Source organism: Stenotrophomonas aracearum (assembly GCF_031834615.1).
In the GTDB taxonomy this organism is placed as follows: Bacteria; Pseudomonadota; Gammaproteobacteria; order Xanthomonadales; family Xanthomonadaceae; genus Stenotrophomonas; species Stenotrophomonas aracearum.
The window spans coordinates 3,649,412-3,674,132 of sequence record NZ_CP115543.1; the positions used below are offsets into that span (position 1 = coordinate 3,649,412).

Genomic DNA, 24,721 nt, shown 5'->3' on the forward strand with positions numbered 1-24,721 from the left:
TTGACTGTGCGCGTCAGACTGCTGCCGCGCCGCCGACGATTTCGGAGATTTCCTGGGTGATCGCTGCCTGGCGGGCCTTGTTGTAGACCAGCTGCAGGGTTCCGATCAGCTTGTTCGCGTTGTCGCTGGCCGACTTCATCGCCACCATGCGCGCTGCATGCTCGGAGGCCACGTTTTCCAGCACGGCCTGGTACACCAGCGACTCCACGTAACGCGTCATCACGTGCTCGAGCACGGTGGCGGCGTCGGGCTCGTACAGGTAGTCCCAGTCATGGTGCGCGACCTGCTTCTCAGCGGCCGGCAACGGCAGCAGCTGGTCGAAGCTGGCCTTCTGCACCATCGTGTTGATGAAGCGGTTGTAGACCAGGTACACGCGGTCGACCTTGCCTTCGGTGAAGGCGTCGAGCATGACCTTGATCACGCCGATCAGCTGTTCCAGGTGCGGCACGTCGCCCATGTGGGTGACGCTGCCGACCATGTTGACCTTGACCCGGCGGAAGAAGGTCGATGCCTTCTGGCCGATGGTCACCACGTCGATCTCGGCGCCCTTTTCCTGGTACTGGCGGACTTCGCCCAGCATCCTGCGGAACAGGTTGTTGTTCAGGCCGCCGGCCAGGCCGCGGTCGGACGAGATCACGATGTAGCCGACCCGCTTGACCTCATCGCGCTGGACCAGGAACGGATGCTGGTAGTCGGTGCTGGCCTGGGCCAGGTGGCCGATCACCTGCTTCATCGCCTGCGCATACGGACGCGAGGTCTTCATGCGATCCTGCGCCTTGCGGATCTTGGAGGCCGACACCATCTCCAGCGCGCGGGTCACCTTGCGGGTGTTCTGCACGCTCTTGATCTTGGTTTTGATTTCGCGACCGCTTGCCATCTCTTATTCCCGTAGAGCGGGGCCATGCCCCGCTGCTTCAACGGTGCGGCGAGGCCGGATGGCCCGCCGCACGTGCGTCTTACCAGCTGCCGGTGGTCTTGAACTCGGCGATGCCCTTCTTGAAGGCCGCTTCGATGTCGTTGTCCCAACCGCCGGTGGCGTTGACCTTGCCGATCAGCTCGCCCTGGGTGTTGGCGAAGTGGGCGTGCAGGCCTTCTTCGAAGCCAAGCAGCTTGGCGACCGGCACGTCGTCGAGGTAACCCTCGTTGACGGCGTAGATCGACAGCGCCTGGTTGGCGATCGACATCGGGGCGTACTGCTTCTGCTTCATCAGCTCGGTGACGCGCTGACCGCGCTCGAGCTGCTTGCGGGTGGCTTCGTCCAGGTCCGAGGCGAACTGCGCGAACGCAGCCAGCTCACGGTACTGGGCCAGCGAGATGCGGATGCCGCCCGACAGCTTCTTGATGATCTTGGTCTGGGCCGCACCACCGACGCGCGACACCGAGATACCGGCGTTCACGGCCGGGCGGATGCCCGAGTTGAACAGGTCGGTTTCCAGGAAGATCTGGCCGTCGGTGATCGAGATCACGTTGGTCGGCACGAACGCCGAAACGTCGCCGGCCTGGGTTTCGATGATCGGCAGCGCGGTCAGCGAACCGGTCTTGCCCTTCACTTCACCCTTGGTGAACTGCTCCACGTACTCTTCCGAGACGCGGGCCGCACGTTCCAGCAGGCGCGAGTGCAGGTAGAACACGTCACCCGGGTAGGCTTCACGGCCCGGCGGACGCTTCAGCAGCAGCGAGATCTGGCGGTAGGCCACGGCCTGCTTGGACAGGTCGTCGTACACGATCAGGGCGTCCTGGCCGCGGTCCATGAAGTACTCACCCATGGTGCAGCCCGAGTAGGCGCTGATGTACTGCATGGCAGCCGATTCGGAAGCGGTGGCGGCCACGACCACGGTGTGGGCCAGCGCGCCGTTTTCTTCCAGCTTGCGCACGATGTTGGCCACGGTCGAGGCCTTCTGGCCGATCGCGACGTACACGCACTTGATGCCGGTGTCCTTCTGGTTGATCACCGCATCGATGGCCAGGGCGGTCTTGCCGGTCTGGCGGTCACCGATGACCAACTCGCGCTGGCCACGGCCGATCGGGATCATCGAGTCGACCGACTTGTAACCGGTCTGCACCGGCTGGTCGACCGACTTGCGCCAGATCACGCCCGGGGCAACGCGCTCCACCGGAGCGGTAAGCTGGGCTGCGATCGGGCCCTTGCCGTCGATCGGCTCGCCGAGCGCGTTGACCACGCGACCCAGCATTTCCGGACCGACCGGCACTTCCAGGATGCGACCGGTGGTTTTGGCCACGTCGCCTTCGCGCAGGTGCTCATAGCCACCCAGGACCACGGCGCCGACCGAGTCGCGCTCCAGGTTCAGGGCCAGGGCGAAGGTGTTGTTCGGCAGTTCGATCATTTCGCCCTGCATCACGTCGGCCAGGCCGAAGATGCGCACGATGCCGTCGGACACGCTGGTCACGGTGCCTTCGTTGCGCGATTCCGCGGCCAGCTTGACCTTCTCGATGCGGTTCTTGATCAGTTCGCTGATTTCGGAGGGGTTGAGCGTGGTTGCCATCGTCAAGTCCTAGTGCCGGCGGTCAGGCCGGACGTTAAATGAATTCAGTTAGCGAGCGCGGTCTGCAGGCGCGACAGCTTGCCCTTGAGCGAGCCGTCGATCACCACGTCGCCTGCGTCGATCACCGCACCGCCGATCAGCGAAGCATCGATCGCGGTGGTGATCTCCACGTCTTGGCCGAAGCGCTTGCGCAGCGCGGCCTTGATGGCGTCCAGCTCAGTGGAGGACAGCTCGGCGGCCGAGGTCACGGTGGCCTTGACCACGTGTTCGGCTTCAGCGCGGAGCTGGTCGTACATGCCTGCGATTTCCGGCAGCAGCGGCAGCCGGTGCGCTTCGGCCAGGATGGCCAGGAAGCGACCGAACGACTCGCCCGCCGATTCCGGCGCCAGCAACGCGACGGCATCGCCGCGGTCCAGTTCCGGGTTCGACAGCAGGGCCGACACGCGCGGATCTGCGGCTACGTGGGCGGAGAACGCAAGCGCGTCCGACCACGGCGCGAACGTGCCTTCGTCGCGCGCGGTCGCGAACGCGGCGCGGGCATACGGGCGTGCAAGCGTGAGGGCCTGGCTCATCGATCAGATCTCCGAGGCCAGCTCGTCGAGCAGCGCCTTGTGGGCGTTGGCGTCGATTTCGCGCTTGAGCAGCTTTTCGGCACCGGTCACGGCCAGCACGGACACCTGCTTGCGCAGATCTTCGCGGGCACGGTTTGCGGCAGCCTCGATCTCGGCGTGGGCCAGTTCTTTCTGGCGGTTCGCTTCGACGATGGCTTCATTCTTGGCGGCGTCAACGATCTGGTTGGCGCGGGCATGGGCCTGGTCGATGATCTCGTTGGCCTTGGTGCGCGCGTCCTTCAGTGCTTCGTTGACCTTTTCCTGCGCCTGGGCCAGATCCTTCTGGCTGCGGTCGGCAGCGGCGAGGCCTTCAGCGATCTTCTGCTGGCGCTCTTCGATGGCGTTCATCAGCGGCGGCCAGATCTTGGTCGCGATGATCCAGATCAGACCGGCGAACGCCAGTGCCTGGGCAACGAGGGTAAAACCGATTTCCATGGGGTTCGCTCAATCTGGGGTGACGGGGTGGAAGCGCCGCAGGAGCGGCGCGTCCGTTCCTTCATCCGCGATCAGGCGCACAAGGCGCCTGATCGTGTCTTCGCTGGATCAGCCCGCGACAGCCGGCAGACGCGCAACGAATTCAGCGATGGTCGGGTTGGCGAAGGCCAGCAGCAGGCCGACGGCGACCGAGATGATGAACGCGGCGTCGATCAGGCCGGCGGTGATGAACATGCGGACCTGCAGCACCGGGATCAGTTCCGGCTGGCGGGCAGCCGATTCCAGGAACTTACCGGCCATGATGGCCAGACCGAGACCGGCACCCAGCGCGGCCAGGCCGATCATGATGCCGACGGCGAGGACGGTGGAGCTCTGGACTTGGGCGAGGTTGGTCAGGACGGCAAAGTACATGGGTTATCTCCGGAAACTTAAGTTGCTAAGGGTAATGAAACGGATGAAGGGTGAAGCGAAAACTCAGTGAGCGTCTTCCGACAGGCTCAGGTACACGATCGACAGCATCATGAAGATGAATGCCTGCAGCGGAATCACCAGCAGGTGGAACAGCATCCAGCCGAGGCCGAAGGCACCGCCCGCGAGGGCGCCCATGATGCCGGCACTGCCCAGCACCCAGATCAGCAGGAACACGATTTCGCCGCCGAACATGTTGCCGAACAGTCGCATCGCCAGCGAAATCGGCTTGCTCAGCCACTCGACGATGTTGAGGATCAGGTTGAACGGCATCATCCACTTGCCGAACGGCGCGGTCAGGAATTCCTTGGTGAAGCCACCCAGGCCCTTGGAACGCAGCGCGAAGAACAGCATCAGGAAGAACACGCTGATCGACATGCCCAGGGTGGCATTGACGTCGGCGGTGGGGACCGGCTTCCAGTACGGCACGCCCAGCGCTTCAAGCGGCAGGGCGATGAAGTCGGCCGGGATCATCTTGATGAGGTTCATCAGGAGGATCCAGAAGAAGATCGTGATCGCGATCGGGGTCACCAGCTTGCTGGTGCCGTGGTAGGTGTCCTTGGCCTGGCGGTCGACGAACTCGAGGCAGATCTCCACGAACGCCTGCCACTTGCCCGGGACGCCGGCGGTCGCCTTGCGGGTGGCCAGCCAGAAGCCAAACACCATCAACAAACCCAGCGCGACCGAAGTCACAATGGTGTCGACGTGAATAGCCCAGAAACCACCTTCCTGCATATGGAACGTCAGGTTGTGCAGGTGATGTTGGATGTAGGAGGTGGGTGTAAGCGCCTCGCCTGCCATGTGTCCGGAACCTTGAGTTAAATAAATTGGATCAGCGCCTGGCCAGAGCCAGGACCTGGAACATCAGTCCGACGGCGATTCCGGCCAGCAGCGCCAGTGCAGGCAGCTTGAAGACCACGAAACCCACCGCCAGGACACCGAATACGAGCGCCCACTTCGCCACCACCGCCAGGATCAGCCGCGACATGGCCGAACCCGCCGCCTGCACCCCGCCCCCCAGCGCCATCCATGCCGCGACCCAGCCGCCTGCCGATACCGCGACACCCGACGCAAGCGCCCCAAGGGCGTACTTCGGACCTGCCAGCAGCAGGAAGGCCAGGGCCAGGACAGCCACTGCGGCCAGCGGGTAGACCGCTGCGCGCAGCATCAGTCGCCGACCCGCGTCAACGGAGTTCAGCACACGTATGTCCTGCATGGTTGTGGGAAGAGTGGCCGAGGCAGCAAGTGCTTTGCCTCGTCGAGCCGCCAAATTATAGCAACGGGACAATTTGCGAGACAACCGCCCCCCGTTCATCCCGGACGCCGCAAGTTGCTGCATCGCCACAGATTTTGCGGTCGTCGGCAGGTCAAACCCGACATCCGGGCTCCCAATTCATTTTTGCGGCGCAGCATATTGAACTTTCGTCGTGGACGGCAGTCTGACTGTTCGGCCTGTCCATTCGATCCTCGTCGACGCCCCTGTGCAGGCCGGTACCGAGCGGCCCCGAGCTCTCTCCGGGGCCGCTCTTTTCCGGGCGCCCGCCCGATGAACGGTACACGCCTCCTCCACCATACGTTCACGAATGGTGGACGCGCCGCTAAGGCAGAGTGATTCCAATTCCCCCGAATCACTGCAAGGACACCCCGATGCGTCTGCTTCCGCTGCTCGCCCTGCCGCTGGCCATGGCCGCACTCACCCACGCCACCTCGGCCAGTGCAGCCGAGGGCGACGACCGCTTCGCCCTGCGCCTGGGCGCCATGAACATCGACTCGGACAACACCATCCGCGGCAACACCACGGTGCTGGGCCAGGATGTGGGCTTCGATGAGGACTTCGGCCTGGGCGGCAAGGAATGGGAGCCGCGCGTCGACGGCCTGTTCCGCATCAGCAACCGCCAGCGCCTGATCTTCAACTACTTCAAGTACGACAAGGACCGCCGCGAAACGCTGGACGACGGCATCAGCTTCGGCGGTGAAACCGTCCCGGCCGGCAGCTTCGTCAAGGGCGAACTGAAGTACCAGGTGGCCAGCCTGGTGTACGACTACTCGGTGGTGGACACCGAGACCTTTGATCTGGGCCTGCAGCTGGGTGCGGAATACGCCAAGGTGAGCACCAAGGCGTACGCCGACCTGGGCACCGTGTACAACGGCACGTTCCTGGACGAGAAGGCCGACGGCATCGCGCCGGTGGTGGGTGCACGCTTCACCATCACCCCGTCGGAGAAGTGGATGATCACCGCGCAGGGCCAGTACCTCAACACCGACTGGGGCAACTTCGACGACTACGACGGCGACCTGACCCGCGCCAATGTGATCGTGGACTACAAGTTCACCGACAACTTCGGCCTCTTCGCCGGCTATGACTGGTTCCGCCTTGACGTTGACCAGAGCGGCCGCGACGGCACGATCGGCCTGAAGCAGGAGTTCAAGGGTCCGGTGGCGGGTATCAGCGTTTCGTTCTGAGGCGTGTTGGAGCCGGGCAGAGCCCGGCTCTACGTCCAGGTTAAAAAAAACCCGGCTTTCGCCGGGTTTTTTGTTGGGTCTACCGCGTTATTTCTTCTTGGGGATGTACAGATCGGTGATGGTGCCGTCGTAGATTTCCGCGGCCATCGCCACCGACTCGCTGAGCGTCGGGTGGGCGTGGATGGTGTGGCCGATGTCTTCGGCTTCGGCACCCATCTCGATGGCCAGGCCGATCTCGGCCAGCAGGTCGCCGGCATGCACGCCGACGATCGCGCCGCCGATGATGCGGTGGGTTTCCTCGTCGAAGATCAGCTTGGTGAAGCCTTCGGTGCGGCCGATGCCGATCGCGCGGCCGCTGGCGGCCCACGGGAACTTGGCCACGCCGACCTTCAGGCCCTGCGCCTTGGCTTCGGTCTCGGTCACGCCGACCCAGGCGATTTCCGGGTTGGTGTAGGCCACCGACGGAATCACCCGCGCCACCCACTCCTTCTTCCCGCCCGAGGCCACTTCGGCGGCCAGCTTGCCTTCGTGCGTGGCCTTGTGGGCCAGCATCGGGTTGCCGACGATATCGCCGATGGCAAAGATGTGCGGCACGTTGGTACGCATCTGGCGGTCGACCGGGATGAAACCGCGATCGGTCACGCCCACGCCGGCCTTTTCCGCGCCGATCTTCTTACCGTTGGGCGAACGGCCCACGGCGACCAGCACGCGGTCGAAGGTGCCCTGCTCCAGGCCCGGCTTCTCGCCTTCGGCGGCGGCTTCGAAGGTCACCGTGATGCCCTTCGCATCGGCGCTGACGCCCGACGCCTTGGTCTTCAGGTGGACCTCGATGCCCTGCTTCTTCAGACGGTCCGCCAGCGGCTTGACCAGGTCCTTGTCGGCGCCCGGCATCAGCTGGTCCATGAACTCGACCACGGTGACCTTGCTGCCGAGCGCGGCATACACGGTCGCCATTTCCAGCCCGATGATGCCGCCACCCACGACCAGCAGCGAACCCGGCACGTCGGCCAGCTCCAGCGCGTCGGTGGAGTCCATCACGCGCGGGTCGTCCCACGGGAAGTTCGGCAGCTTCACCGCCTGCGAACCGGCGGCGATGATGCACTGCTGGAACCGCAGCAGCTGGGTCTTGCCGTCGTCGCCGACGATCTCCAGCTCGTTGGCCGAGACGAAGGTCGCCACGCCCTGCACGGTGCGCACCTTGCGCTGCTTGGCCATGCCGGCCAGGCCCTTGGTCAGCTGGGTGACCACCTTTTCCTTGTAGCCGCGGAGCTTGTCCAGGGTGATGGTCGGCGCGCCGAACTCCACCCCGAAGTCGCCGGCGTGGGCCACTTCGTCGATCACCGCCGCAGCGTGCAGCAGCGCCTTGGAGGGAATGCAGCCCACGTTGAGGCAGACCCCGCCCAGGCTGGCGTAACGCTCGATCAGCACGGTGTCCACGCCCAGGTCGGCCGAGCGGAATGCAGCGGTGTAACCGCCCGGGCCGGCGCCCAGCACCACCATCTGGCATTCAATGTCGGCCGGCTTGCCCGAGGACAGTGCCGGCTGCGGCGCGGCGGGTTCGGCCGGGGCGCGGTGCGACGGGGTCACCGGCGGCTTGCTGGCCGGTGCGGCGGCCTTCGGCGCCTCGGCGGCCGGCGCAGCGGGAGCGGCAGCGGCGCCTTCGGCGTCCAGCACCACCACCACGTCGCCTTCGGACAGCGTGTCGCCGAGCTTGACCTTGATTTCCTTGACCACGCCGGCGGCCGAAGACGGCACTTCCAGCGTGGCCTTGTCCGACTCCAGCGTGACCAGGCCCTGGTCCTTCTTCACCGTGTCGCCCACCGCGACCAGCAGTTCGATCACCGGGACGGCGCTGTAATCGCCGATGTCGGGAACCTTGATTTCAATAGTGGCCATGCGTGTTCTCCTGGGTCTCAGCCGGCCGTGCCGGCGAGCAGTTGCTGCAGTTCGTCGAGCGACTCGTCCAGATCCTGCCAGCGACGGTCGAGCTTCTTTTCCTTGGTGTCGCTGGCTTCGATCAGCAGCGCCACCTGTTTCATCATCAGCTTGCCGGCACCGCACTCCCAGCGCGGACCGCTGTAGCGTTCGCCATCGACCTGGAACGACAGCACTTCGCCGTCGGTGATCGGCGCCTTGCGCTCCGCCGGAACGCCCGAGTCGAGCGCACTGCGCCAGCTGCGCACCAGGCGCTGGGCCAGGGCAGCGGGAATGGCGACCTGGTACTGGTCCGGCTCCTGGTCCACGCGCAGCTCAACGCCACCACCGCGTGCACTGTTGTTCCAGGTGTAAACGCGCTTGTCGGCCTTGCTGAAGCGCAGCGTCCACGCCTGGTCCTGGGTGCCGGGCAGCAGCGCCACGCCGGTTTCCACCCCGCCCTTGGGCAGGGTGACCAGCGACAGCATCGGCTGCGCCTTGCCCACGAACAGCGTTTCCACCGCCTGGCCGTAGTTGCCCACCGCCGGCGGCCAACCATGCCCCAGCTCAGTGGTGCAGGCCGCATGGGCGGCCGGCACGAAGGCCAACGCCATCGCCAGGCCGTAGAGCGGGGCGCTGCCCCGCTGCCGGGAAACCGCAGCCCGCTCGATCACAGCAGCACGCGCCGCATGTCGGCCAGCACCTGCGACAGGTAAGTGGTGAAGCGTGCGGCCAGCGCACCGTCGATGACGCGGTGGTCGTAGCTCAGCGACAGCGGCAGCATCAGCTTCGGGGCGAATTCCTTGCCGTTCCAGACCGGCTGGATCGACGACTTGGACACACCCAGGATGGCCACTTCCGGCGCATTGACGATCGGGGTGAACGCCGTGCCGCCGATGCCGCCCAGCGAGCTGATCGAGAAGCAGCCACCGCTCATGTCGGCCGGGCCCAGCTTGCCGTCGCGCGCCTTCCTGGCCAGCTCACCGGTTTCCTGCGCGATCTGCACCACGCCCTTCTTGTCGACGTCGCGGATCACCGGAACGACCAGGCCGTTCGGGGTGTCGGCGGCGAAGCCGATGTTGAAGTACTTCTTCAGGGTCAGGTTCTCACCGGCCGCATCCAGCGATGCGTTGAATTCCGGGAACTGCTTGAGCGCCGCGGCGCTGGCCTTGATCAGGAAGGCGAGCATGGTCAGCTTGATGCCGGCCTTCTCGTTTTCCTTGTTCAGCGCCACGCGCAGGCCTTCCAGGTCGGTGATGTCGGCCTGTTCGAACTGGGTGACGTGCGGAATCATCGCCCAGTTGCGCGCCAGGTTGGCACCGGAGATCTTCTTGATGCGCGACAGCGGCTGGGTTTCAACCTCGCCGAACTTGCTGAAGTCGACCTTCGGCCATGGCAGCAGGTTGAGCCCGCCGCCCGCAGCGACGGTGCCACCGCCCACGGCAGCGCCACCGGTCAGGGCCGACTTGACGAACTTCTGCACGTCGCCCTTGGTGATGCGGCCGCCCTTCTCGGTACCAGTGAGCTGGTTGAGGTCCACGCCCAGCTCGCGGGCGAACACGCGCACCGCCGGGGAGGCATACGGCACCTTGGCCGGCAGCACGCTGTCGGCGTTGAACTGCACCGGCGGGCTGCTCGGGTTGCCGGCCGACGGGGCGCTGGCGATCTCGCGGGCAGCCAGCTTGTCCGGCTGGGCCGGCACGGCGACCGGCTCCACCTTGGTGCCGGTTTCGGCAGCGGCCGGGGCCGCGGCAGCAGCCGCCTGGGTCGGAGCCGGTGCGGCAGCGCCGTCGGCTTCGATGATCGCCACGACCTTGCCCTGCGAGAGGGTGTCGCCGACCTTGACCTTGATTTCCTTGACCACGCCGGCGACCGACGAGGGCACTTCCATCGTGGCCTTGTCCGATTCCAGCGTGACCAGGCCCTGGTCCTTCTTGACCGTGTCGCCCACGGCGACCAGCACTTCGATCACCGGAATGTCGGTGTAATCGCCGATGTCGGGGACGGTTGCTTCGACCGTGCCACCGGCGGCAGCCGGCGCGGCGGCCGGTGCGCTCTGGGTGGCCGGGGCCGGCGCAGCGGCCGCAGCCGCCTTGGCCGGAGCCGGAGCCGGAGCCGGCGCAGCGGCCGGAGCCGGTGCCGCAGCGGCGTCGGCCACTTCGATCAGCGCCACGACCTTGCCCTCGGACAGGTTGTCGCCGACCTTGACCTTGATTTCCTTGACGACGCCAGCGACCGAGGACGGCACTTCCATCGTGGCCTTGTCCGATTCCAGCGTGACCAGGCCCTGGTCCTTCTTGACGGTGTCACCAACGGCGACCAGCACCTCGATTACCGGGATATCGCTGTAGTCACCGATATCGGGGACAAGTGCTTCCTTGATTTCGGCCATGGGGATAACTCCGGCAATCTGGTGTAGGGAATCGCCTATTGTGAGGGCAGGAGGCGCCAGCGCCAACCGGCTTGGGCAACTTTCACCACCCCCGCTCCGGGACAGCCTGTTGCAGCCGCTTCCAGTCGGTACCGTATTGTCCCGCTGCTGTTCCGCTCAGTGCGCCAGGACATCGGCCAGCGGTTGCCACGCCGCCCGCAGCCTGCCCAGCGGCCAACCGGCATTGGCCGGGCTGGTCGAGGGCAAGGACCACACCGGCAGCGCCGCCGCACGCAGGTCCAGCTGCGGTTGCACCCAGCGCACGAAGGCACGGTGTGCAGTGGCCCCGTTGCAGGCAATCGCCGCAAGCCGTGGCAGGCCGGCGATCAGCGCCGGCAGCGCATTGGGGACCTCGCTGCCGCGCACGATCGCCGTATCCAGGCTGCCGGTGCGCTGGCACTGCCCGATCACATCCCACAGACCGACGCCTGCCAGCTGCAACGCGCGCAGGCGCTCGAGGTACGGCGTGGTCGCATCGATGCCGGTGAGTGCCGCCATCAACGGCCAGAACCGATTGCGCGGGTGCGCGTAGTACTGCGCCGCCTGCAGCGACGCAACACCCGGCATCGACCCCAGTACCAGCACGCGACAATCGGTCGCGGCCTGCGCAGAGAGACCGATGCAGTGCAGTGGATTCGTCACGGTGTCTCCAGATCGATGAATGTCGTGCACCGCATCATCGCGCGCCAGCACTGTGTTTCTGCGCTGCCGCCTGAACGGAACAAACCAAAATTTAACGTGCGTCGGATTCGATTCATGTTGCGGGGACTACGTTTGCCTCGCCCCAACGCATCGGGGCCCAGAACAAAAAAATACCCTGAGGAGATTCCCCCATGCGCTCCATCCGCACCCTGACCCTGGCTACCCTGACTGCCCTTGCCTTCGCACCTGCCGCGTTCGCGCAGGACACCGCCACCGACACCGCGTCGGGCAAGCATTTCGCCGTTGTTGGCGGCGTGGCGCTGCTGCAGCCGAAGAACGATCCGCTGGAAGGCATCGACAAGGTCGACGGCGGCCCGGCACCGACGCTGAGCTTCAGCTACTACATCAACGACAACTGGGCCGTGGAGCTGTGGGGCGCGGCCGACAAGTTCGACCACCGCGTGCGTGGCGCCAACAATGCCAAGCTGGGCACCGTCGAACAACAGCCGATCGCACTGAGCGGCCAGTACCACTTCGGCCAGGCCGACAACGTGTTCCGCCCGTTCGTGGGCGTGGGTTACTACGAGTCGAACTTCAGCAACGAGAAGCTGGCCAGCGACGTCGGCCACATCGGCCTGGAAACCGCCAAGGGCGCCATCGGCACCGTCGGCGTGGACATGAACATCAACAGCACCTGGTTCGCCCGTGCCGACGCCCGCTACATGCATTCGCGCCCGGAGCTGACCGTGAACGGCAACGGCACCGGCGACGAGGCCAAGCTGGACCCGTGGACCGTGGGCTTTGGTATCGGCGCGCGCTTCTAAGCGACACCGCAACGCCCCTGCAACGGGCCCCTTCGGGGGCCCGTTGTCGTTTCTGGCCCGTGCCGTTTCATCCGACCTTGTCGCCTGCGTCTCGATACTCGGCAGACGCACAGAGGGGGGGTCAATGGACGATATCCGGGATGTCCTGGTCGTAGGCGGCGGCATCAATGGGGTCTCCATTGCCCGCGACGCCGCCGGTCGCGGCTGGTCGGTCACCCTGTGCGAACAGGATGACCTGGCCGCGCACACCTCCAGCGCCAGCACCAAGCTGATCCATGGCGGACTGCGCTACCTTCAGTTCGGCCAGTTCGCGCTCGTACGCAAGGCACTGCGGGAACGCAGCGTGCTGCAGCGGCTGGCGCCGCACCTGGTCACGCCTACCGACTTCGTGCTGCCACATGCACGCCACCTGCGGCCGGCGTGGATGCTGCGCGCCGGGCTCTGGCTGTACGACCACCTGGCCGACACCGGTCCGGCATTTCCACGCACGCAGCGGGTGGACCTGGGTCGTGACCCGCGCGGCGCGGTGCTGCAACCGCGCTGGCGCACGGCCTTCAGCTATGCCGACGCGCGCGTGGACGACGCGCGGCTGGTCATCGCCACGGCCATGGACGCGCGCGAGCGTGGTGCGGAGATCCAGGTGCGCACCCGCTGCGAACAGCTGATCCGCCACCGCGACCACTGGCTGGCGGTGCTGCGCCAGGCCGACGGCACGGTGCAGCGCATGCGCGTGCGCGCGGTGGTCAATGCCACCGGCCCCTGGGCCGGCAACCTGCTGGAGCGCGCCGGCATGGACGCACCGATCGGCCTGCGCCTGGTGCAGGGCAGCCATATCGTCGTGCCGCGCCTGTATCCGCACGACAGCGCCTACCTGCTGCAGCAACCGGACCATCGCGTGGTGTTCGTGATTCCCTTCGACCAGGACTACAGCCTGATCGGGACCACCGATGTGGACCATGAAGGCGACCCGGCCCGGGTCCGCATCTCGCCGGCCGAAGTGCTCTACCTGTGCGCGTCGGTGAACCAGTGGCTGCGCACGCCCGTCCACCCCGAACACGTGGTGTGGCAATTCAGCGGGGTGCGTCCGCTGCTGGCCGACCACCACCATGATGCTGCCCGGGTCACCCGCGACTATCGCCTGCACCTGGACCACCAGCAGGCGCTGATGCTGAGCGTGCTCGGCGGCAAGCTCACCACCTGCCGGACCCTGGCCGAAGAGGCCGTCGACCAGCTGGCAACCGCACTCGGCCGCAGCGAAGCGGCGTGGACTGCGAGCGGACCGCCCTTGCCCGGCGGCGACGGCGGCACGCTGGACACGCTGCTGCCGGCGCTGCTGGCGGCCTACCCGCACTTGCCGGAGCCGCTGCTGCACGACATGGCTCGCCGCCACGGCACGCGCGTGCGCGCAGTGCTGGGCGACGCGCAGACCGTTTCGGAGCTGGGCCCGCATTTCGGCGCCGGACTGTATGCACGCGAAGTGGATTACCTGGTGGAGCACGAGTGGGTCCGCGAACCCGAGGACCTGTTGTGGCGACGCACGCATTTCGGCCTGCGCCTCGACCCAGGGCAGCAGCAGTCAGTGGCCACGTACCTTGCCAGCCGCATAGTGCCGGCCGCCGGCCGGCTCCCCGGAATGCCCGCCACACCCGCCTGACCCCACCCGGCTCCGCGGTTATCCTGCCGAAGGTTCACCAAGGCCACCCCATGGACAAGCACTACGTACTCGCCATCGACCAGGGCACCACCAGTTCACGCGCGATGCTGTTCGACCGCGCCGGACGCATGGTCGGGGTGGCCCAGCGCGAGTTCGCCCAGCATTTCCCGCAACCGGGCTGGGTCGAACACGATCCGCGCGAGATCCTCACCAGCGTCTACACCACGCTGACCGAACTGCTCAACCGCGAACAGGTCGACCCGCGCCAGATCGCGGCGATCGGCATCACCAACCAGCGCGAAACCACCGTGGTCTGGGACAAGGCCACCGGCCAGCCGATCCACAACGCGGTGGTCTGGCAGTCGCGGCAGAGCCAGGCCATCTGCGAGCGGCTGAAAGAGGAAGGCCACGAACCGCTGGTCCACGCGCGCACCGGGTTGCTGGTGGACGCCTATTTTTCCGCGACCAAGATCCGCTGGATCCTCGACCATGTCGACGGCGCGCAGGCGCGCGCCGAGCGCGGCGAACTGCTGTTCGGCACGATCGACAGCTGGCTGGTCTGGAACCTCACCGGCGGCGCCGCCCATGTCACCGACTACAGCAACGCCGCCCGCACGCTGCTGTTCAACATCCACACCCTGGCGTGGGACGACCAGTTGCTGGCGCTGCTGGACATCCCGCGCGCGATGCTGCCCGAGGTGCGCAGCTCCAGCGAGGTCTACGGCACCACCCAGGCGCAGTTCTTCTTCGACCAGCACATTCCCATTGCCGGGATCGCCGGCGACCAGCAGGCCGCGCTGTTCGGCCAGGCCTGCTTCGAACCGGGCATGGTCAAGAACACCTATGGCACCGGCTGCTTCATGCTGATGCACACCGGCACGCGTCCGGTGGATTCGCGCAACGGCCTGCTCACCACGATTGCCTGGGGCATCGACGGCCGCGTCGAGTACGCGCTGGAAGGCTCGATCTTCGTGGCCGGCTCGGTGGTGCAGTGGCTGCGCGACGGGCTGCGCATGTTCGGCAAGTCGAGCGACTGCCAGGCCTATGCCGAACGGGCGCCGGACAATGGCGGCGTGTACATGGTGCCGGCCTTCGTCGGCCTGGGTGCACCCTATTGGCGCAGCGACGTGCGCGGCGCGGTGTTCGGCCTGAGCCGCGGCACCACGAAGGAGCACTTCATCCGCGCGGCGGTGGAATCAATGGCCTACCAGACCCGCGACGTGCTTGCCGCAATGCAGGCCGACGCCGGGATCGACCTGAGCGAACTGCGTGCCGACGGCGGCGCGATCGCCAACGACTTCATGGCCCAGTTCCAGAGCGACCTGCTCGGTGTGCCGGTGCTGCGCCCGCAGGTGGCCGAAACCACCGCGCTGGGCGCCGCGTACCTGGCCGGGTTGGCCACCGGGTTCTGGCGCAGTCGCGCGGAGATCGCCGAGCAGTGGGCGGTGGACCGCCGCTTCACCCCGCATATGCCGGCCGACCAGCGCGAGGCGCTGTATGCCGGCTGGCAGCAGGCGGTGGAAGCGACGATGGGGTTCCGGGTGGGGTGATGGCGACTTCGGTCGTTGCCGCGCTTTGCGCGGCCAGCCACGCAGGGCGTGGCTCTACCTCACCGCTACGTGCTCCGGTTGGATTGCGGTAGCCCCATCAGAAGGCTGGGAGGACTGCACCCTTGTACTTCTCTGCAATGAACGCTTTGACTTCTGGGCTGGTCAGGGCCTTGGCCAACTGCTGGACGCGCGGGTCGTCCTTGTTGTCCGGGCGCGCGACCAGGAAGTTCACGTACGGCGAGTCCTTGCTTTCGATCGCCAGCGCGTCCTGGGTCGGGTTGAGCCCGGCATCGAGCGCGTAGTTGGTGTTGATCAGGGCCAGGTCGACCTGGTCGAGCACGCGCGGCAGCATGGCCGAATCCAGCTCACGGAACTTGAGCTGCTTCGGATTGGCGATGATGTCGCGCTGGGTCGCCAGCGCATTGCTGGGGTCCTTCAGCGTGATCGCGCCGGCCTTGTGCAGCAGGATCAGCGCGCGGCTGTTGTTGCTCGGGTCGTTGGGAATCACCACGTCGGCCCCGACCGGCAGGTCGGCCAGCGACTTGAACCGGCGCGAATAGGCGCCGAACGGTTCGATATGCACGCCGATGACCTTGGTCAGGTCGGTCTTGCGGTCGCGGTTGTATGCATCCAGGTAGGGTTCGGTCTGGAAGTAGTTCACGTCGACCTGCTTCTGCACCAGCTGGTCATTGGGCTGTACGTAGTCGTTGAAGACCTTCACGTCCAGCTCCAGGCCTTCCTTCTGCAGGATCGGCTTGACCACCGCCAGGATCTCGGCATGCGGCACCGCCGTGGCGGCGACCACCAGCTTGCTGGAGTCGGCAGCGGGCTTGCCGCAGGCGGCCAGGGCCAGCGAAGCAGCCAGCAATGGGAGCAACAGGTACTTTTTCATGGCGGTCGAATCCGGGGGGATGCAGTAGCCCCCAACCATACCGCAGCGACAAGGGGTAGAGCCACGCCCTGCGTGGCTGAAGCCTCACCGATAATTCGTAAGCGCCAGCTCCAACAGCGCCTTGGCCTGCTCGCGCAGCATGGCCGGCTCGATGATTTCCGCGTCCGACCCATAGTGCAGCACGTCCATCAGCAGCTCGCGCGAGACGCTGTAGGGCACCTTGAGCTCGTAGCGGCCATCGGCCAGGAAGCGCCCCTGCTGCTTCGAATGCCAATGCTCGTCAGCCACCCAGCGCGCGGCCTTGGCGCTGAACACGATGGTCGCCCAGCCCTTGGGCGGGCCCGAGAAGATCCCGTAACTGGCGCCAAGCTGCTCGTCCAACTCGCTGTCGTCGACGTCGCGGGCGCTGGTGTCGACCACGCGGGCCTTGTAGATGCGGTCCACCGCAAAGCTGCGCAGGCCTTCGCGGCCGTGGTCCCAGGCGTCCAGGTACCAGTTGTCGCGGTAGTGGGTCATGCGCTGCGGCGAGACCGTGCGCTTGGTCGCCTCGTCGGTGGAACGCGCCCGGTACTCGAACGCCAGCTGCTTGCGCTCCAGCACCGCCGAGGCCACCGCACGGAAGCTGGCTTCGTCGAACTTGCGGCCCCGGTGCGGAATCACCCGGACCCGGTCCACCGGCCAGCTGGACACGCCGGCCTGCGCGGCCAGCAGGCCCTCGATGCGCTGCTGCAGCGGTGCCAGCACCGACGACAGCACGCCGCCGCCGGTGCGCGCCAGCAGGTGCTGGGAGGCCAGCAGCGCGTGCAGCTCTTCGGAGCTGAGCCACAACCCGGGCAGCTCGAAGCGGGCGCTCTCGTCGTCCTGGTAGCGGAAACCGGCCTCGCCATCGCCCTCGACCGGGGCCATCAGCGCGTCGCGCAGGAAGGCCAGGTCGCGGTAGACGGTGGCGCGTGAACACGCCAGCTTTTCCTGCAGGGTCGCCACCGTGACCGGATAGCGGGCGGACTTCAGCAGACGATGCAGGGCGTTGATGCGTTCATATCGGTCCATGACCCGATTATGTCCGAGTCGCCGCCGTTGTGGCGGCCCCGGCCCGAACTTCCGCTATCGTGAACCCCCTCGCCCACCGTCCCCACCCATGACCCTGCGCCTGCTGCCCGCTGTTGCCGTGCTGTCCCTGCTGCTCTCTGCCTGCGGACAGTCGCCCACGCCTACCGCTCCGGCCCCCGTCAATGCGCCGTCGGTGCCCGCGGCCACCGACCCGGCCCAGGCGGTGCTGGCCGCGAGCCAGCGGTTCGGCCAGCTGCGCAGCTTCCACGCCACCCTGCACATGCAGGGGCCCCGCACGCTGGAGGCGACGATGGACTTCGTGGCCCCGGACCGTTACCGGCTGCAGACCGACGAGGGTGTGCAGACGATCATCGGCGACACCTTCTTCCTGCAGCGCGCCGGCGAAGTCCGCCAGGTCCCGGTGCCGCCGGGTCTGCTGGCACAGTGGCGCAGCCCGCTACCGGCCGATGCGGTAGCTGCCGACCTGGCGGTCGAGGACCTGGGCGATGACCGCGTCGGCGGCGAGACCGCGCGCCGCTACCGCGTACGCCACGCCCGTGCCGCGCCCGATGGCCTGCTGTACTGGATCGGCGCGCAGGGCCTGCCGCTGCGGATCGAACGGCAAGGCGAGACCCAGAGCCAGGCGTTCAAGGCCACGGTGGATTACAGCCGCTTCAATGACGACACGCTGCGCATCGACCTCCCCTGAACAGGGGAAAAGTCCGAACGTCGCCTAAAGCACGGGTCTGGAAAGGAAAAACCGCGTGAAGGCATCAAGTATCATCACGCGTTGCTCCTTCCCCGCCTGATCCGGAGAACCGTTGATGTCCTTGCGCGTGACGTTGTTTGCTTCCCTGCTGCTCAGTGCCCCCGCGGCCTTCGCGCAGGACACCACCGACCTGGCCGCGATGACCTCGCCCTGGAGCGGAAGCGGCGGCGAACTCGGCTTCGCCTCGGCACGCGGCAACAGCAACACCGAAAGCGCCAACGGCCGCCTGCGCCTGCGCTACACCGATGACGACTGGGTGCACAGCATGGACCTGTTCGGCCTGCGTTCGCGTTCGGAATACACCGAAACGAACGATGTGGACGGCACGGTCACCAAGCGCAGCAACACCACCGCCAACCGTTACACCGGCAGCGCCGGCAGCGCGCTGCAGCTGGGCGAACACCGCCAGATCACCGCCACGGTGCGTTACGAACGCGACGACTTCGCCACCTACGACCGCCAGAGCTCGTTCGGCCTGGGTTACGGCACCCGGCTGATGGACCGCGACCGCTTCTACATGGACGCGCAGATCGGCCCCGGTGTGCGCCGTACCCACAACACCGAAGACGATGAGACCCGCACCGGCCTGATCGGCCGCGGCCTGTTCGACGTGAAGTACTCGCTGACCCCCAACACCGACCTGATCAACACCCTGCTGGTCGAATCGGGCTCCTACAACACCTTCGGCCAGAACGACTTCGGCGTCTCGGTGAGCATGAACGAGCACCTGGCGCTCAAGGCCGCCTGGCAGGCCCGTTACAACAGCGACGTCGCCGAAGACAAGCGCAAGACCGACACGCTCACCACGATGAACGTGGTCTACAAGTTCAAGTAAGGTCTCAGCCGGCGAGCAGCTCGCCGGCGCCCCCCTCCAGCAACCCCTGCGCCACGGCCTTTCCGAGCGCATCCGGGTTGGCAGCCGGGCCGCGCGCTTCGGCGCGGACCAGGCGGCCATCGGCGACCCCGCCGACCAGGCCCTGCAGGAACAGGTTCTCCCCTTCCCACTGCGCGTAACCGGCGACCGGTACATGGCAGCTGCCATGCAGTGCGCGGTTCATCGCGCGCTCGGCTTCCACGCAGGCGCGCGTGCGTGCATCGTCCAGCGCCGCGAACAGGGCCATGACCCTGGCATCGTCGCCGTTGCATTCCACGGTGACCGCGCCCTGCGCCGGTGCCGGCAGCCATTCGGGTGCGTTGAGTCGCGCCACGATCCGATGGCCCAGGCCCAATCGCTCCAGTCCGGCCACGGCCAGTACGATGGCGTCGTAGCCACCGTTGTCCAGCTTGGCCAGGCGCGTGTTGACGTTGCCGCGCAGGTCCTGCAGGTCCAGGTCCGGGCGCAGCGCGCGCAGCTGGGCTTGGCGGCGCAACGAGGAGGTGCCCACCCGCGCGCCGATCGGCAGCGCATCCAGCGACGCGTAGAGATTGGAAATGAAACCGTCGGCAGGATCGTGCCGGGCCAGCATCGCCGGCAACGCGAACGGCGCATCCAGCTCCATCGGCACGTCCTTGAGCGAATGCACCGCGCAGTCCGCTTCACCGCGCAGCATGGCCAGCTCCAGCTCCTTGAGGAACAGGCCCTTGCCGCCAATGGCCGCCAGCGAGCGGTCCAGCACTTCATCGCCGCGCGTGCTCATCGGTACCAGCACCACCTCCAGCCCGGGATGCACCTGGCGCAGGCGGTCGGCAACGTGTTCGCTCTGCCAGAGGGCAAGCGGGCTCTTTCGGGTGGCGATGCGCAGGGTATCCATGCGGGCATTATCGCCTACAGATGCTTCAGATCCTGCTTCAGGCTGGCCACGCAGCGGCGGCTGACTTCCAGCGGTGCCTTGCCATGGCGCAGCACCGCCTGGACCTGGCCTGCGCCATTGCGTCGCAGCTCCACCAGCTCGTGGCGGGCCACCAGGCAGTTGCGGTGGATGCGCACGAAGCGGCTGGCGAATTCCTCTTCCAGCGACTTCAGCGATTCTTCGATGAGGTCTTCGCCACGTGCGTGGTGGACCACCACGTACTTTTCCTCGGCCTGCAGGTAATGGATGTCCTCGACCGGGATCAGCCGCAGGCTGCCACGCAGGCGCGCGCACAACAGGGTGCGCGCCTGCTGGCTGGCTGCGGCGGGCTGGCCGTTGCGGCCGGCCAGGAACATGCGGGCGCGCTCGAGTGCAGCCGCCAGGCGCTCGCTGCGCACCGGTTTCATCAGGTAGTCGATCGCCGCCGCCTCGAACGCCGACAGCGCATGCGCGTCGTAGGCGGTGCAGAAGACCACCGCCGGGCGCGGCTCGAACGTGGCCAGGTGGCGCGCCGCCTCCAGCCCGTCCAAACCGGGCATGGCGATGTCCAGCAGCACCAGGTCCGGCTGCAGCTCGGCGCACGCATGCAGGGCCTGCTCGCCGTTCTCGGCTTCGGCCACGACCTCGACGCCGGGCTGCTCCGCCAGCAGGCTGCGCAGGCGCTCGCGCGCAAGCGGTTCGTCGTCGGCGATGACCACTCTCACGCAGGCTTCCTCACTGGACGGGCACGAAGATGTCGCAGGCATAGTAGCCGTCGGCCCATGCCCCCGTCATCCGCGCGGCCGGGCCGAAGCGCCAGGCCAGGCGGTGCGCGATGTTGCGCTGTGCATGGCCGGCGCCCTGCATCAGCGGCAGCGCACGCGCTTCGGGATCGGGCGCCGGATTGCGCACCTGGAGATGCAGCAGGTTGCCTTCGCAGGCCAATGAAATGACGATCCTGCCGCCGTCAGGCAGGCGCGAAATGCCATGCAGCACCGCGTTCTCCACCAACGGCTGCAGGACCAGGCGTGGCATCGGCAGGGTCAGCGGCAACGCGTCTCCACGCTGCCATTCCACCTGCAGCCGATCACCCAGGCGCAGCGATTCGATCGACAGGTAGGCCTCGGCCAGCTCGCACTCGGCCTGCAGCGTGGAATCGCCCTCGCCCGCACCCAGCGCGGCACGGAACAGGTCGGAGAGATCGAGCACCGCGCGCTCGGCCACTTCCGGGTCGCGCCGGACCAGGCTGGCGATGAGGTTCATGCTGTTGAACAGGAAGTGCGGGCGGATCCGCGCCTGCAGTGCGTCGGCCTGCGCGCGCGCATTGGCGACGGTCTGCGCGCTCCAGCGGTCGCTGACGTAGAAGTAGCGCAGTGCCAGCGCCACGATCAACGCGGTGACCGTCGCGCAGCCCAGGGTGAACCGCCAGAAGCCCACGTCGCCGGCGAAGCCGGTCGCGCCGAGCGCCGCAAAGAGGGCGTGCACGATGCCGGTGCACACCGCTGCGATCAGCGCCGTCATCGCCACGGCCACTACCGCACCCAGCGCTTCCGGCAATCGCGACAACGGCGTGCGCGCGGCGCACAGGCTGACCGTGACCGCCAGCGCCAGCCACAGCGACAGCGCACTGGCCGACAGGAAGTCAGGCACGCTCCACTGCCGGGTGCCGTCCGGCGCCAGCGCCACCACCACCACGACCAGCTCGGCCAGGCCGAGCATCGCGCCCAGCCGCGGCAGGCGGCACAGCTCCGGCAACCACGGCTGCTGGCGCGGGTCGTTCATGGCTCAGGCCGCGCGGAAGCGTGCGTCCAGCCAGTCGCCCAGCGCGTGGATTTCCTCGGCGCAGACCTGGTGGGCCATCGGGTAGGAATGCCATTCCATCGGGAAGCCCAGGCTCTTCAACATGCCGGCGCTCTCCACCGCGATGCCCTGCGGGATGACCGGGTCATGCGCGCCGTGCGCCATGAACACCGGCGGACGGATGCCGTCCGCCACGCGTGCATCGGCGGCGGCCTTCGGATCCGGCAGATAGGTGGACAGCGCGATCAGCCCGGCGATGGGCCGTGTCCAGCGCAGTGCCGCGCTCAGGATCACCGCCCCGCCCTGCGAGAAACCGGCCAGCAGGATGCGCTCGGCCGGGATGCCACGCGCGATCTCAGCGTCCACCAACGCATCCAGCGCCTGCACCGACGCGGTCACCCCGGCCGCATCGGCGCGCGAAGCGAAGTCCATGCTGACGATGTCGTACCACGCGCGCATCGGCACGCCGTTGTTGATGGTGATCGGCTGCACCGGCGCATGCGGAAACACGAAGCGGATCGCCGGCCAGTCCGGGCGCAGCAGCTCGGGCACGATCGGCGCGAAGTCGTGGCCATCGGCGCCCAGGCCATGCAGCCAGATCACGGCCCATTGCGGGTTGGCGGCGGTTTCGTTGACTACGGTTTCCAGCGTGTGCGACATCAAGCGGCTCCAGAACGTTCTGGCCGCATTATGGGGCACGCGGAGCGCCGGATCAGTGTCCGGCGCGTTCGGCCGCCGCGCGGCGCAGTTCCGCAGCGCGTACCAGGATGGTCGGCGGGCTGGTCTCTTCGGGGATTTCCATCAGCCGCAGGCGGTGCAGCAGCTGGCCGGCACGACGGTCGGAGGTCAGCGCAACCACCGGGATCGCCAGCACCATGCCCACCACCACCGGCGCCATCCAGGCGGCCAGCGACGGCGACACCGCATAGGCCAGTACGCCCATGAACAGACCGAACACGCTCAAGCCGCCGTAGCCCTTGATCAGCGCTGGCCAGGAAATGCCGCCATCGTCGCGCTGCTGCGCGTCCCAGCCCGAATCCTTGCCGGCCAGCACTTCGGCCACGCCACGCGACTGCACGTACATCACCACCGGCGCCATCAGCGCGGCCAGCACGGTTTCCAGCAGCATCGACACGAACGCGCGGATACCGCCGCCGCAGCCCCGGCGTTCGGCCGGGTCCAGCAGCATGGCGAAGTAGCCCAGCACCTTGGGCAGCAGCAGCACCGCCATGGTGATCGCGAACATGCGGATCACCTGGGTTTCGTCCTGCTGGCGCCAGTAGACGCCGGGGGAGAGATGCAGCACTTCGCTGAAGTCGATGCCGCCCTGGAACAGCGGAATGGCAATGCCGATCAGCATCAGCATCGCCCACATCGGCGCGGTGAAGTAATGCCCGATGCCGATCATCATGTGCATCCGACTGACCCAGTGCAGGCCGCGCGAACCCACCACCTTGGCGTGCTGCAGGTTGCCCTGGCACCAGCGGCGGTCGCGCACCAGCATGTCGGTCAGGGTCGGCGGACCTTCTTCATAGCTGCCCTTGAGGTAGGGCACCATGTGGGTGGCCCAGCCGCCGCGACGCATCAGCGCCGCCTCGACGAAATCATGGCTGAGCACGTGCCCACCGAATGGCTGCCGGCCCGGCAGCGGCGGCAGGCCCGCGTTTTCGGCGAAGGCCTCGGTGCGGATCACCGCGTTGTGGCCCCAGTAGTTGCTCTCCGCGCCGTGCCACCACGCCACGCCGCGGCCGATCACCGGGCCGTACACGCGCCCGCCGAACTGCTGCATGCGTGCGAACAGGGTGCGCCCGCCGATCACCGCCGGCAGGGTCTGGATCAGGCCCACGTCGGGGTTGTGCTCCATGCCCGCGACCAGGCGCACGATGGTGTCGCCGGTCATCAGGCTGTCCGCGTCCAGGATCAGCATCTGCGGATAGCCGGCGCCGAAGCGGCGCACCCAGTCGGCGATGTTGCCGGCCTTGCGCCCGCTGTTGCTGCCGCGACGGCGATAGAACAGGCGTTCGTGCCCGCCCACGGCCGCGCACAGTTCGGCGAAGGCTTCTTCTTCGGCCGCGCCGATGTCCTCGCGACGGGTGTCGCTGAGCACGTAGAAGTCGAACTGCTCCAGCTGCCCGGTGCTGGCCACCGACTCGTAGATGGCCTGCAGCCCGGCCAGCAGACGGCGCGGGTCTTCGTTGTAGGTCGGCATCAGCAGCGCGGTGCGGGTATGCACCTGCGGCAGCGGCTCGTCGGGGTCGATGCCCAGCTTGTAGCCGCGGTCGAACACGGCGGTGAGGAAGCCGGCCAACGCACCGGCGAACGACAGCGCGATCCAGGCGAACAACGCCACGAACAGCACCAGCAGGCAGCCTTCCAGCACGGTGATGCCATTGACCGCCAGCACCTTCCACATCATCGCGGTGGCCGCGACGGTCATCGCGGCGGTGCCGCCGAAGATGTAGAAGCGACGCAGGGCGATCATGCGCGGCGCCGTGCGCTGGCGCGCTACCTGCAGGCGTCCGTCGACGAAGCTCTGTTCGGGCATGCCCAGCGGCGTTTCGGCAGGCAGCACGGACCGCCCCGCATCAAGGGCGGTATTGACGTCCTGCACACTCATGCGTGGCTATCCTGCGCGCCCGCGCGGCCGTGGGCGGCGGCGGGCTGATGTCTGTGACTGGCGGAAACCACGTACTCTCCAACGGCGCTGAGGCGAAAAATGCGGCCCAGCATAGGGGGGCAAATGTAAGCCGCGCGCGAAGGGCCTTTCCGTTGATTCCCCCCATTCAGCAAAGTGGAGGGGGTGGAAACCGGGTAGATCGCGGCGACGCGCTGCAGCCCTTGCGGCACAAGGCTTTGCCTATTCAGGCAGATCGGGGGCGCGACGCCAGCCGGCTCAGGCAGCCTTGGCGGTGGCGGCGGGACCCGGTCGTCCCCGACCCCCGATT

The 24,721-nt window shown here is 67.1% G+C and carries 24 protein-coding genes; 6 read left to right on the plus strand and 18 right to left on the minus strand.

The window, feature by feature from the left end; genetic code table 11:
- Positions 1 to 13: 13 nt before the first annotated feature.
- The 7 genes from atpG to PDM28_RS16465 all read right to left on the minus strand — a co-directional run bounded on the left by atpG (position 14) and on the right by PDM28_RS16465 (position 5,219).
- Entirely contained in the window at positions 14 to 877 is an 864-nt protein-coding gene (gene atpG / locus PDM28_RS16435; protein WP_311182867.1) for a F0F1 ATP synthase subunit gamma, read from the minus strand.
- Between the two features lie 79 nt (positions 878 to 956).
- Complete coding sequence (gene atpA, locus PDM28_RS16440; RefSeq protein WP_102945927.1) at positions 957 to 2,504, minus strand: F0F1 ATP synthase subunit alpha; 1,548 nt, start codon at positions 2,502 to 2,504, stop codon at positions 957 to 959.
- Positions 2,505 to 2,548: 44 nt separating this feature from the next.
- Positions 2,549 to 3,076: a F0F1 ATP synthase subunit delta gene (locus PDM28_RS16445; protein WP_070208723.1), complete on the minus strand. Its 528-nt coding sequence runs from the start codon at positions 3,074 to 3,076 to the stop codon at positions 2,549 to 2,551.
- Positions 3,077 to 3,079: 3 nt separating this feature from the next.
- Positions 3,080 to 3,550 (minus strand): F0F1 ATP synthase subunit B, encoded by a 471-nt coding sequence (locus tag PDM28_RS16450; protein ID WP_070208722.1) that lies wholly within the window; start codon positions 3,548 to 3,550, stop codon positions 3,080 to 3,082.
- 108 nt (positions 3,551 to 3,658) lie between these two features.
- Entirely contained in the window at positions 3,659 to 3,961 is a 303-nt protein-coding gene (gene atpE / locus PDM28_RS16455) for a F0F1 ATP synthase subunit C (protein ID WP_070208721.1), read from the minus strand.
- Positions 3,962 to 4,024: 63 nt separating this feature from the next.
- A complete protein-coding gene (atpB, locus tag PDM28_RS16460) occupies positions 4,025 to 4,819 on the minus strand; it encodes a F0F1 ATP synthase subunit A (RefSeq protein WP_102945928.1) in 795 nt (264 codons plus the stop codon).
- Positions 4,820 to 4,850: 31 nt separating this feature from the next.
- The gene (locus PDM28_RS16465; protein WP_311182868.1) at positions 4,851 to 5,219 is read right to left on the minus strand and encodes a hypothetical protein; all 369 of its coding nucleotides are present in this window, start codon (positions 5,217 to 5,219) and stop codon (positions 4,851 to 4,853) included.
- Positions 5,220 to 5,665: 446 nt separating this feature from the next.
- Here PDM28_RS16465 and PDM28_RS16470 point away from each other — a divergent pair, with 446 nt between their 5' ends.
- A complete protein-coding gene (locus PDM28_RS16470) occupies positions 5,666 to 6,481 on the plus strand; it encodes a TonB-dependent receptor (protein WP_102945930.1) in 816 nt (271 codons plus the stop codon).
- 87 nt (positions 6,482 to 6,568) lie between these two features.
- On the opposite strand, the gene lpdA is transcribed toward PDM28_RS16470, so the two are convergent.
- From lpdA to PDM28_RS16490, 4 genes are all read right to left on the minus strand, one after another.
- Positions 6,569 to 8,377 (minus strand): dihydrolipoyl dehydrogenase, encoded by a 1,809-nt coding sequence (gene lpdA, locus PDM28_RS16475; RefSeq protein ID WP_311182869.1) that lies wholly within the window; start codon positions 8,375 to 8,377, stop codon positions 6,569 to 6,571.
- A gap of 17 nt (positions 8,378 to 8,394) precedes the next feature.
- Positions 8,395 to 9,009 carry a hypothetical protein gene (locus PDM28_RS16480; protein WP_425507676.1) on the minus strand — a complete coding sequence of 205 codons (615 nt, stop codon included), beginning with the start codon at positions 9,007 to 9,009 and terminating at the stop codon, positions 8,395 to 8,397.
- Positions 9,010 to 9,065: 56 nt separating this feature from the next.
- A complete protein-coding gene (gene aceF, locus PDM28_RS16485; RefSeq protein ID WP_311182871.1) occupies positions 9,066 to 10,787 on the minus strand; it encodes a dihydrolipoyllysine-residue acetyltransferase in 1,722 nt (573 codons plus the stop codon).
- Positions 10,788 to 10,943: 156 nt separating this feature from the next.
- Positions 10,944 to 11,468 carry a DNA-deoxyinosine glycosylase gene (locus PDM28_RS16490; protein WP_425507610.1) on the minus strand — a complete coding sequence of 175 codons (525 nt, stop codon included), beginning with the start codon at positions 11,466 to 11,468 and terminating at the stop codon, positions 10,944 to 10,946.
- A 191-nt stretch (positions 11,469 to 11,659) separates the two neighbouring features.
- Between PDM28_RS16490 and PDM28_RS16495 the strand changes: the two genes are divergently transcribed.
- The 3 genes from PDM28_RS16495 to glpK all read left to right on the plus strand — a co-directional run bounded on the left by PDM28_RS16495 (position 11,660) and on the right by glpK (position 15,496).
- Positions 11,660 to 12,292 carry an OmpW/AlkL family protein gene (locus PDM28_RS16495; RefSeq protein ID WP_102945934.1) on the plus strand — a complete coding sequence of 211 codons (633 nt, stop codon included), beginning with the start codon at positions 11,660 to 11,662 and terminating at the stop codon, positions 12,290 to 12,292.
- 124 nt (positions 12,293 to 12,416) lie between these two features.
- Positions 12,417 to 13,946: a glycerol-3-phosphate dehydrogenase gene (gene glpD, locus PDM28_RS16500; RefSeq protein WP_311182872.1), complete on the plus strand. Its 1,530-nt coding sequence runs from the start codon at positions 12,417 to 12,419 to the stop codon at positions 13,944 to 13,946.
- Positions 13,947 to 13,996: 50 nt separating this feature from the next.
- A complete protein-coding gene (glpK, locus tag PDM28_RS16505) occupies positions 13,997 to 15,496 on the plus strand; it encodes a glycerol kinase GlpK (RefSeq protein ID WP_311182873.1) in 1,500 nt (499 codons plus the stop codon).
- A gap of 97 nt (positions 15,497 to 15,593) precedes the next feature.
- Here the strand turns inward: glpK and PDM28_RS16510 are convergent, their stop codons facing one another.
- Positions 15,594 to 16,388 (minus strand): MetQ/NlpA family ABC transporter substrate-binding protein, encoded by a 795-nt coding sequence (locus tag PDM28_RS16510; RefSeq protein WP_311182874.1) that lies wholly within the window; start codon positions 16,386 to 16,388, stop codon positions 15,594 to 15,596.
- A gap of 84 nt (positions 16,389 to 16,472) precedes the next feature.
- Positions 16,473 to 17,438 (minus strand): helix-turn-helix transcriptional regulator, encoded by a 966-nt coding sequence (locus tag PDM28_RS16515; protein ID WP_070208709.1) that lies wholly within the window; start codon positions 17,436 to 17,438, stop codon positions 16,473 to 16,475.
- Between the two features lie 94 nt (positions 17,439 to 17,532).
- Between PDM28_RS16515 and PDM28_RS16520 the strand changes: the two genes are divergently transcribed.
- Positions 17,533 to 18,147 carry a hypothetical protein gene (locus PDM28_RS16520; RefSeq protein ID WP_311184720.1) on the plus strand — a complete coding sequence of 205 codons (615 nt, stop codon included), beginning with the start codon at positions 17,533 to 17,535 and terminating at the stop codon, positions 18,145 to 18,147.
- 115 nt (positions 18,148 to 18,262) lie between these two features.
- Positions 18,263 to 19,042 carry a DUF481 domain-containing protein gene (locus tag PDM28_RS16525; protein WP_102945938.1) on the plus strand — a complete coding sequence of 260 codons (780 nt, stop codon included), beginning with the start codon at positions 18,263 to 18,265 and terminating at the stop codon, positions 19,040 to 19,042.
- Positions 19,043 to 19,046: 4 nt separating this feature from the next.
- Here the strand turns inward: PDM28_RS16525 and hemC are convergent, their stop codons facing one another.
- The 5 genes from hemC to mdoH are packed head-to-tail and all read right to left on the minus strand — an operon-like array spanning position 19,047 to position 24,393.
- A complete protein-coding gene (gene hemC, locus PDM28_RS16530; RefSeq protein ID WP_102945939.1) occupies positions 19,047 to 19,958 on the minus strand; it encodes a hydroxymethylbilane synthase in 912 nt (303 codons plus the stop codon).
- Positions 19,959 to 19,972: 14 nt separating this feature from the next.
- Entirely contained in the window at positions 19,973 to 20,701 is a 729-nt protein-coding gene (locus tag PDM28_RS16535) for a LytR/AlgR family response regulator transcription factor (protein WP_102945940.1), read from the minus strand.
- Between the two features lie 10 nt (positions 20,702 to 20,711).
- Complete coding sequence (locus PDM28_RS16540) at positions 20,712 to 21,758, minus strand: sensor histidine kinase (RefSeq protein WP_311182875.1); 1,047 nt, start codon at positions 21,756 to 21,758, stop codon at positions 20,712 to 20,714.
- 3 nt (positions 21,759 to 21,761) lie between these two features.
- Positions 21,762 to 22,436 carry an alpha/beta hydrolase gene (locus tag PDM28_RS16545; protein WP_311182876.1) on the minus strand — a complete coding sequence of 225 codons (675 nt, stop codon included), beginning with the start codon at positions 22,434 to 22,436 and terminating at the stop codon, positions 21,762 to 21,764.
- A 52-nt stretch (positions 22,437 to 22,488) separates the two neighbouring features.
- Entirely contained in the window at positions 22,489 to 24,393 is a 1,905-nt protein-coding gene (mdoH, locus tag PDM28_RS16550; RefSeq protein ID WP_070207473.1) for a glucans biosynthesis glucosyltransferase MdoH, read from the minus strand.
- Positions 24,394 to 24,721 lie beyond the last annotated feature (328 nt).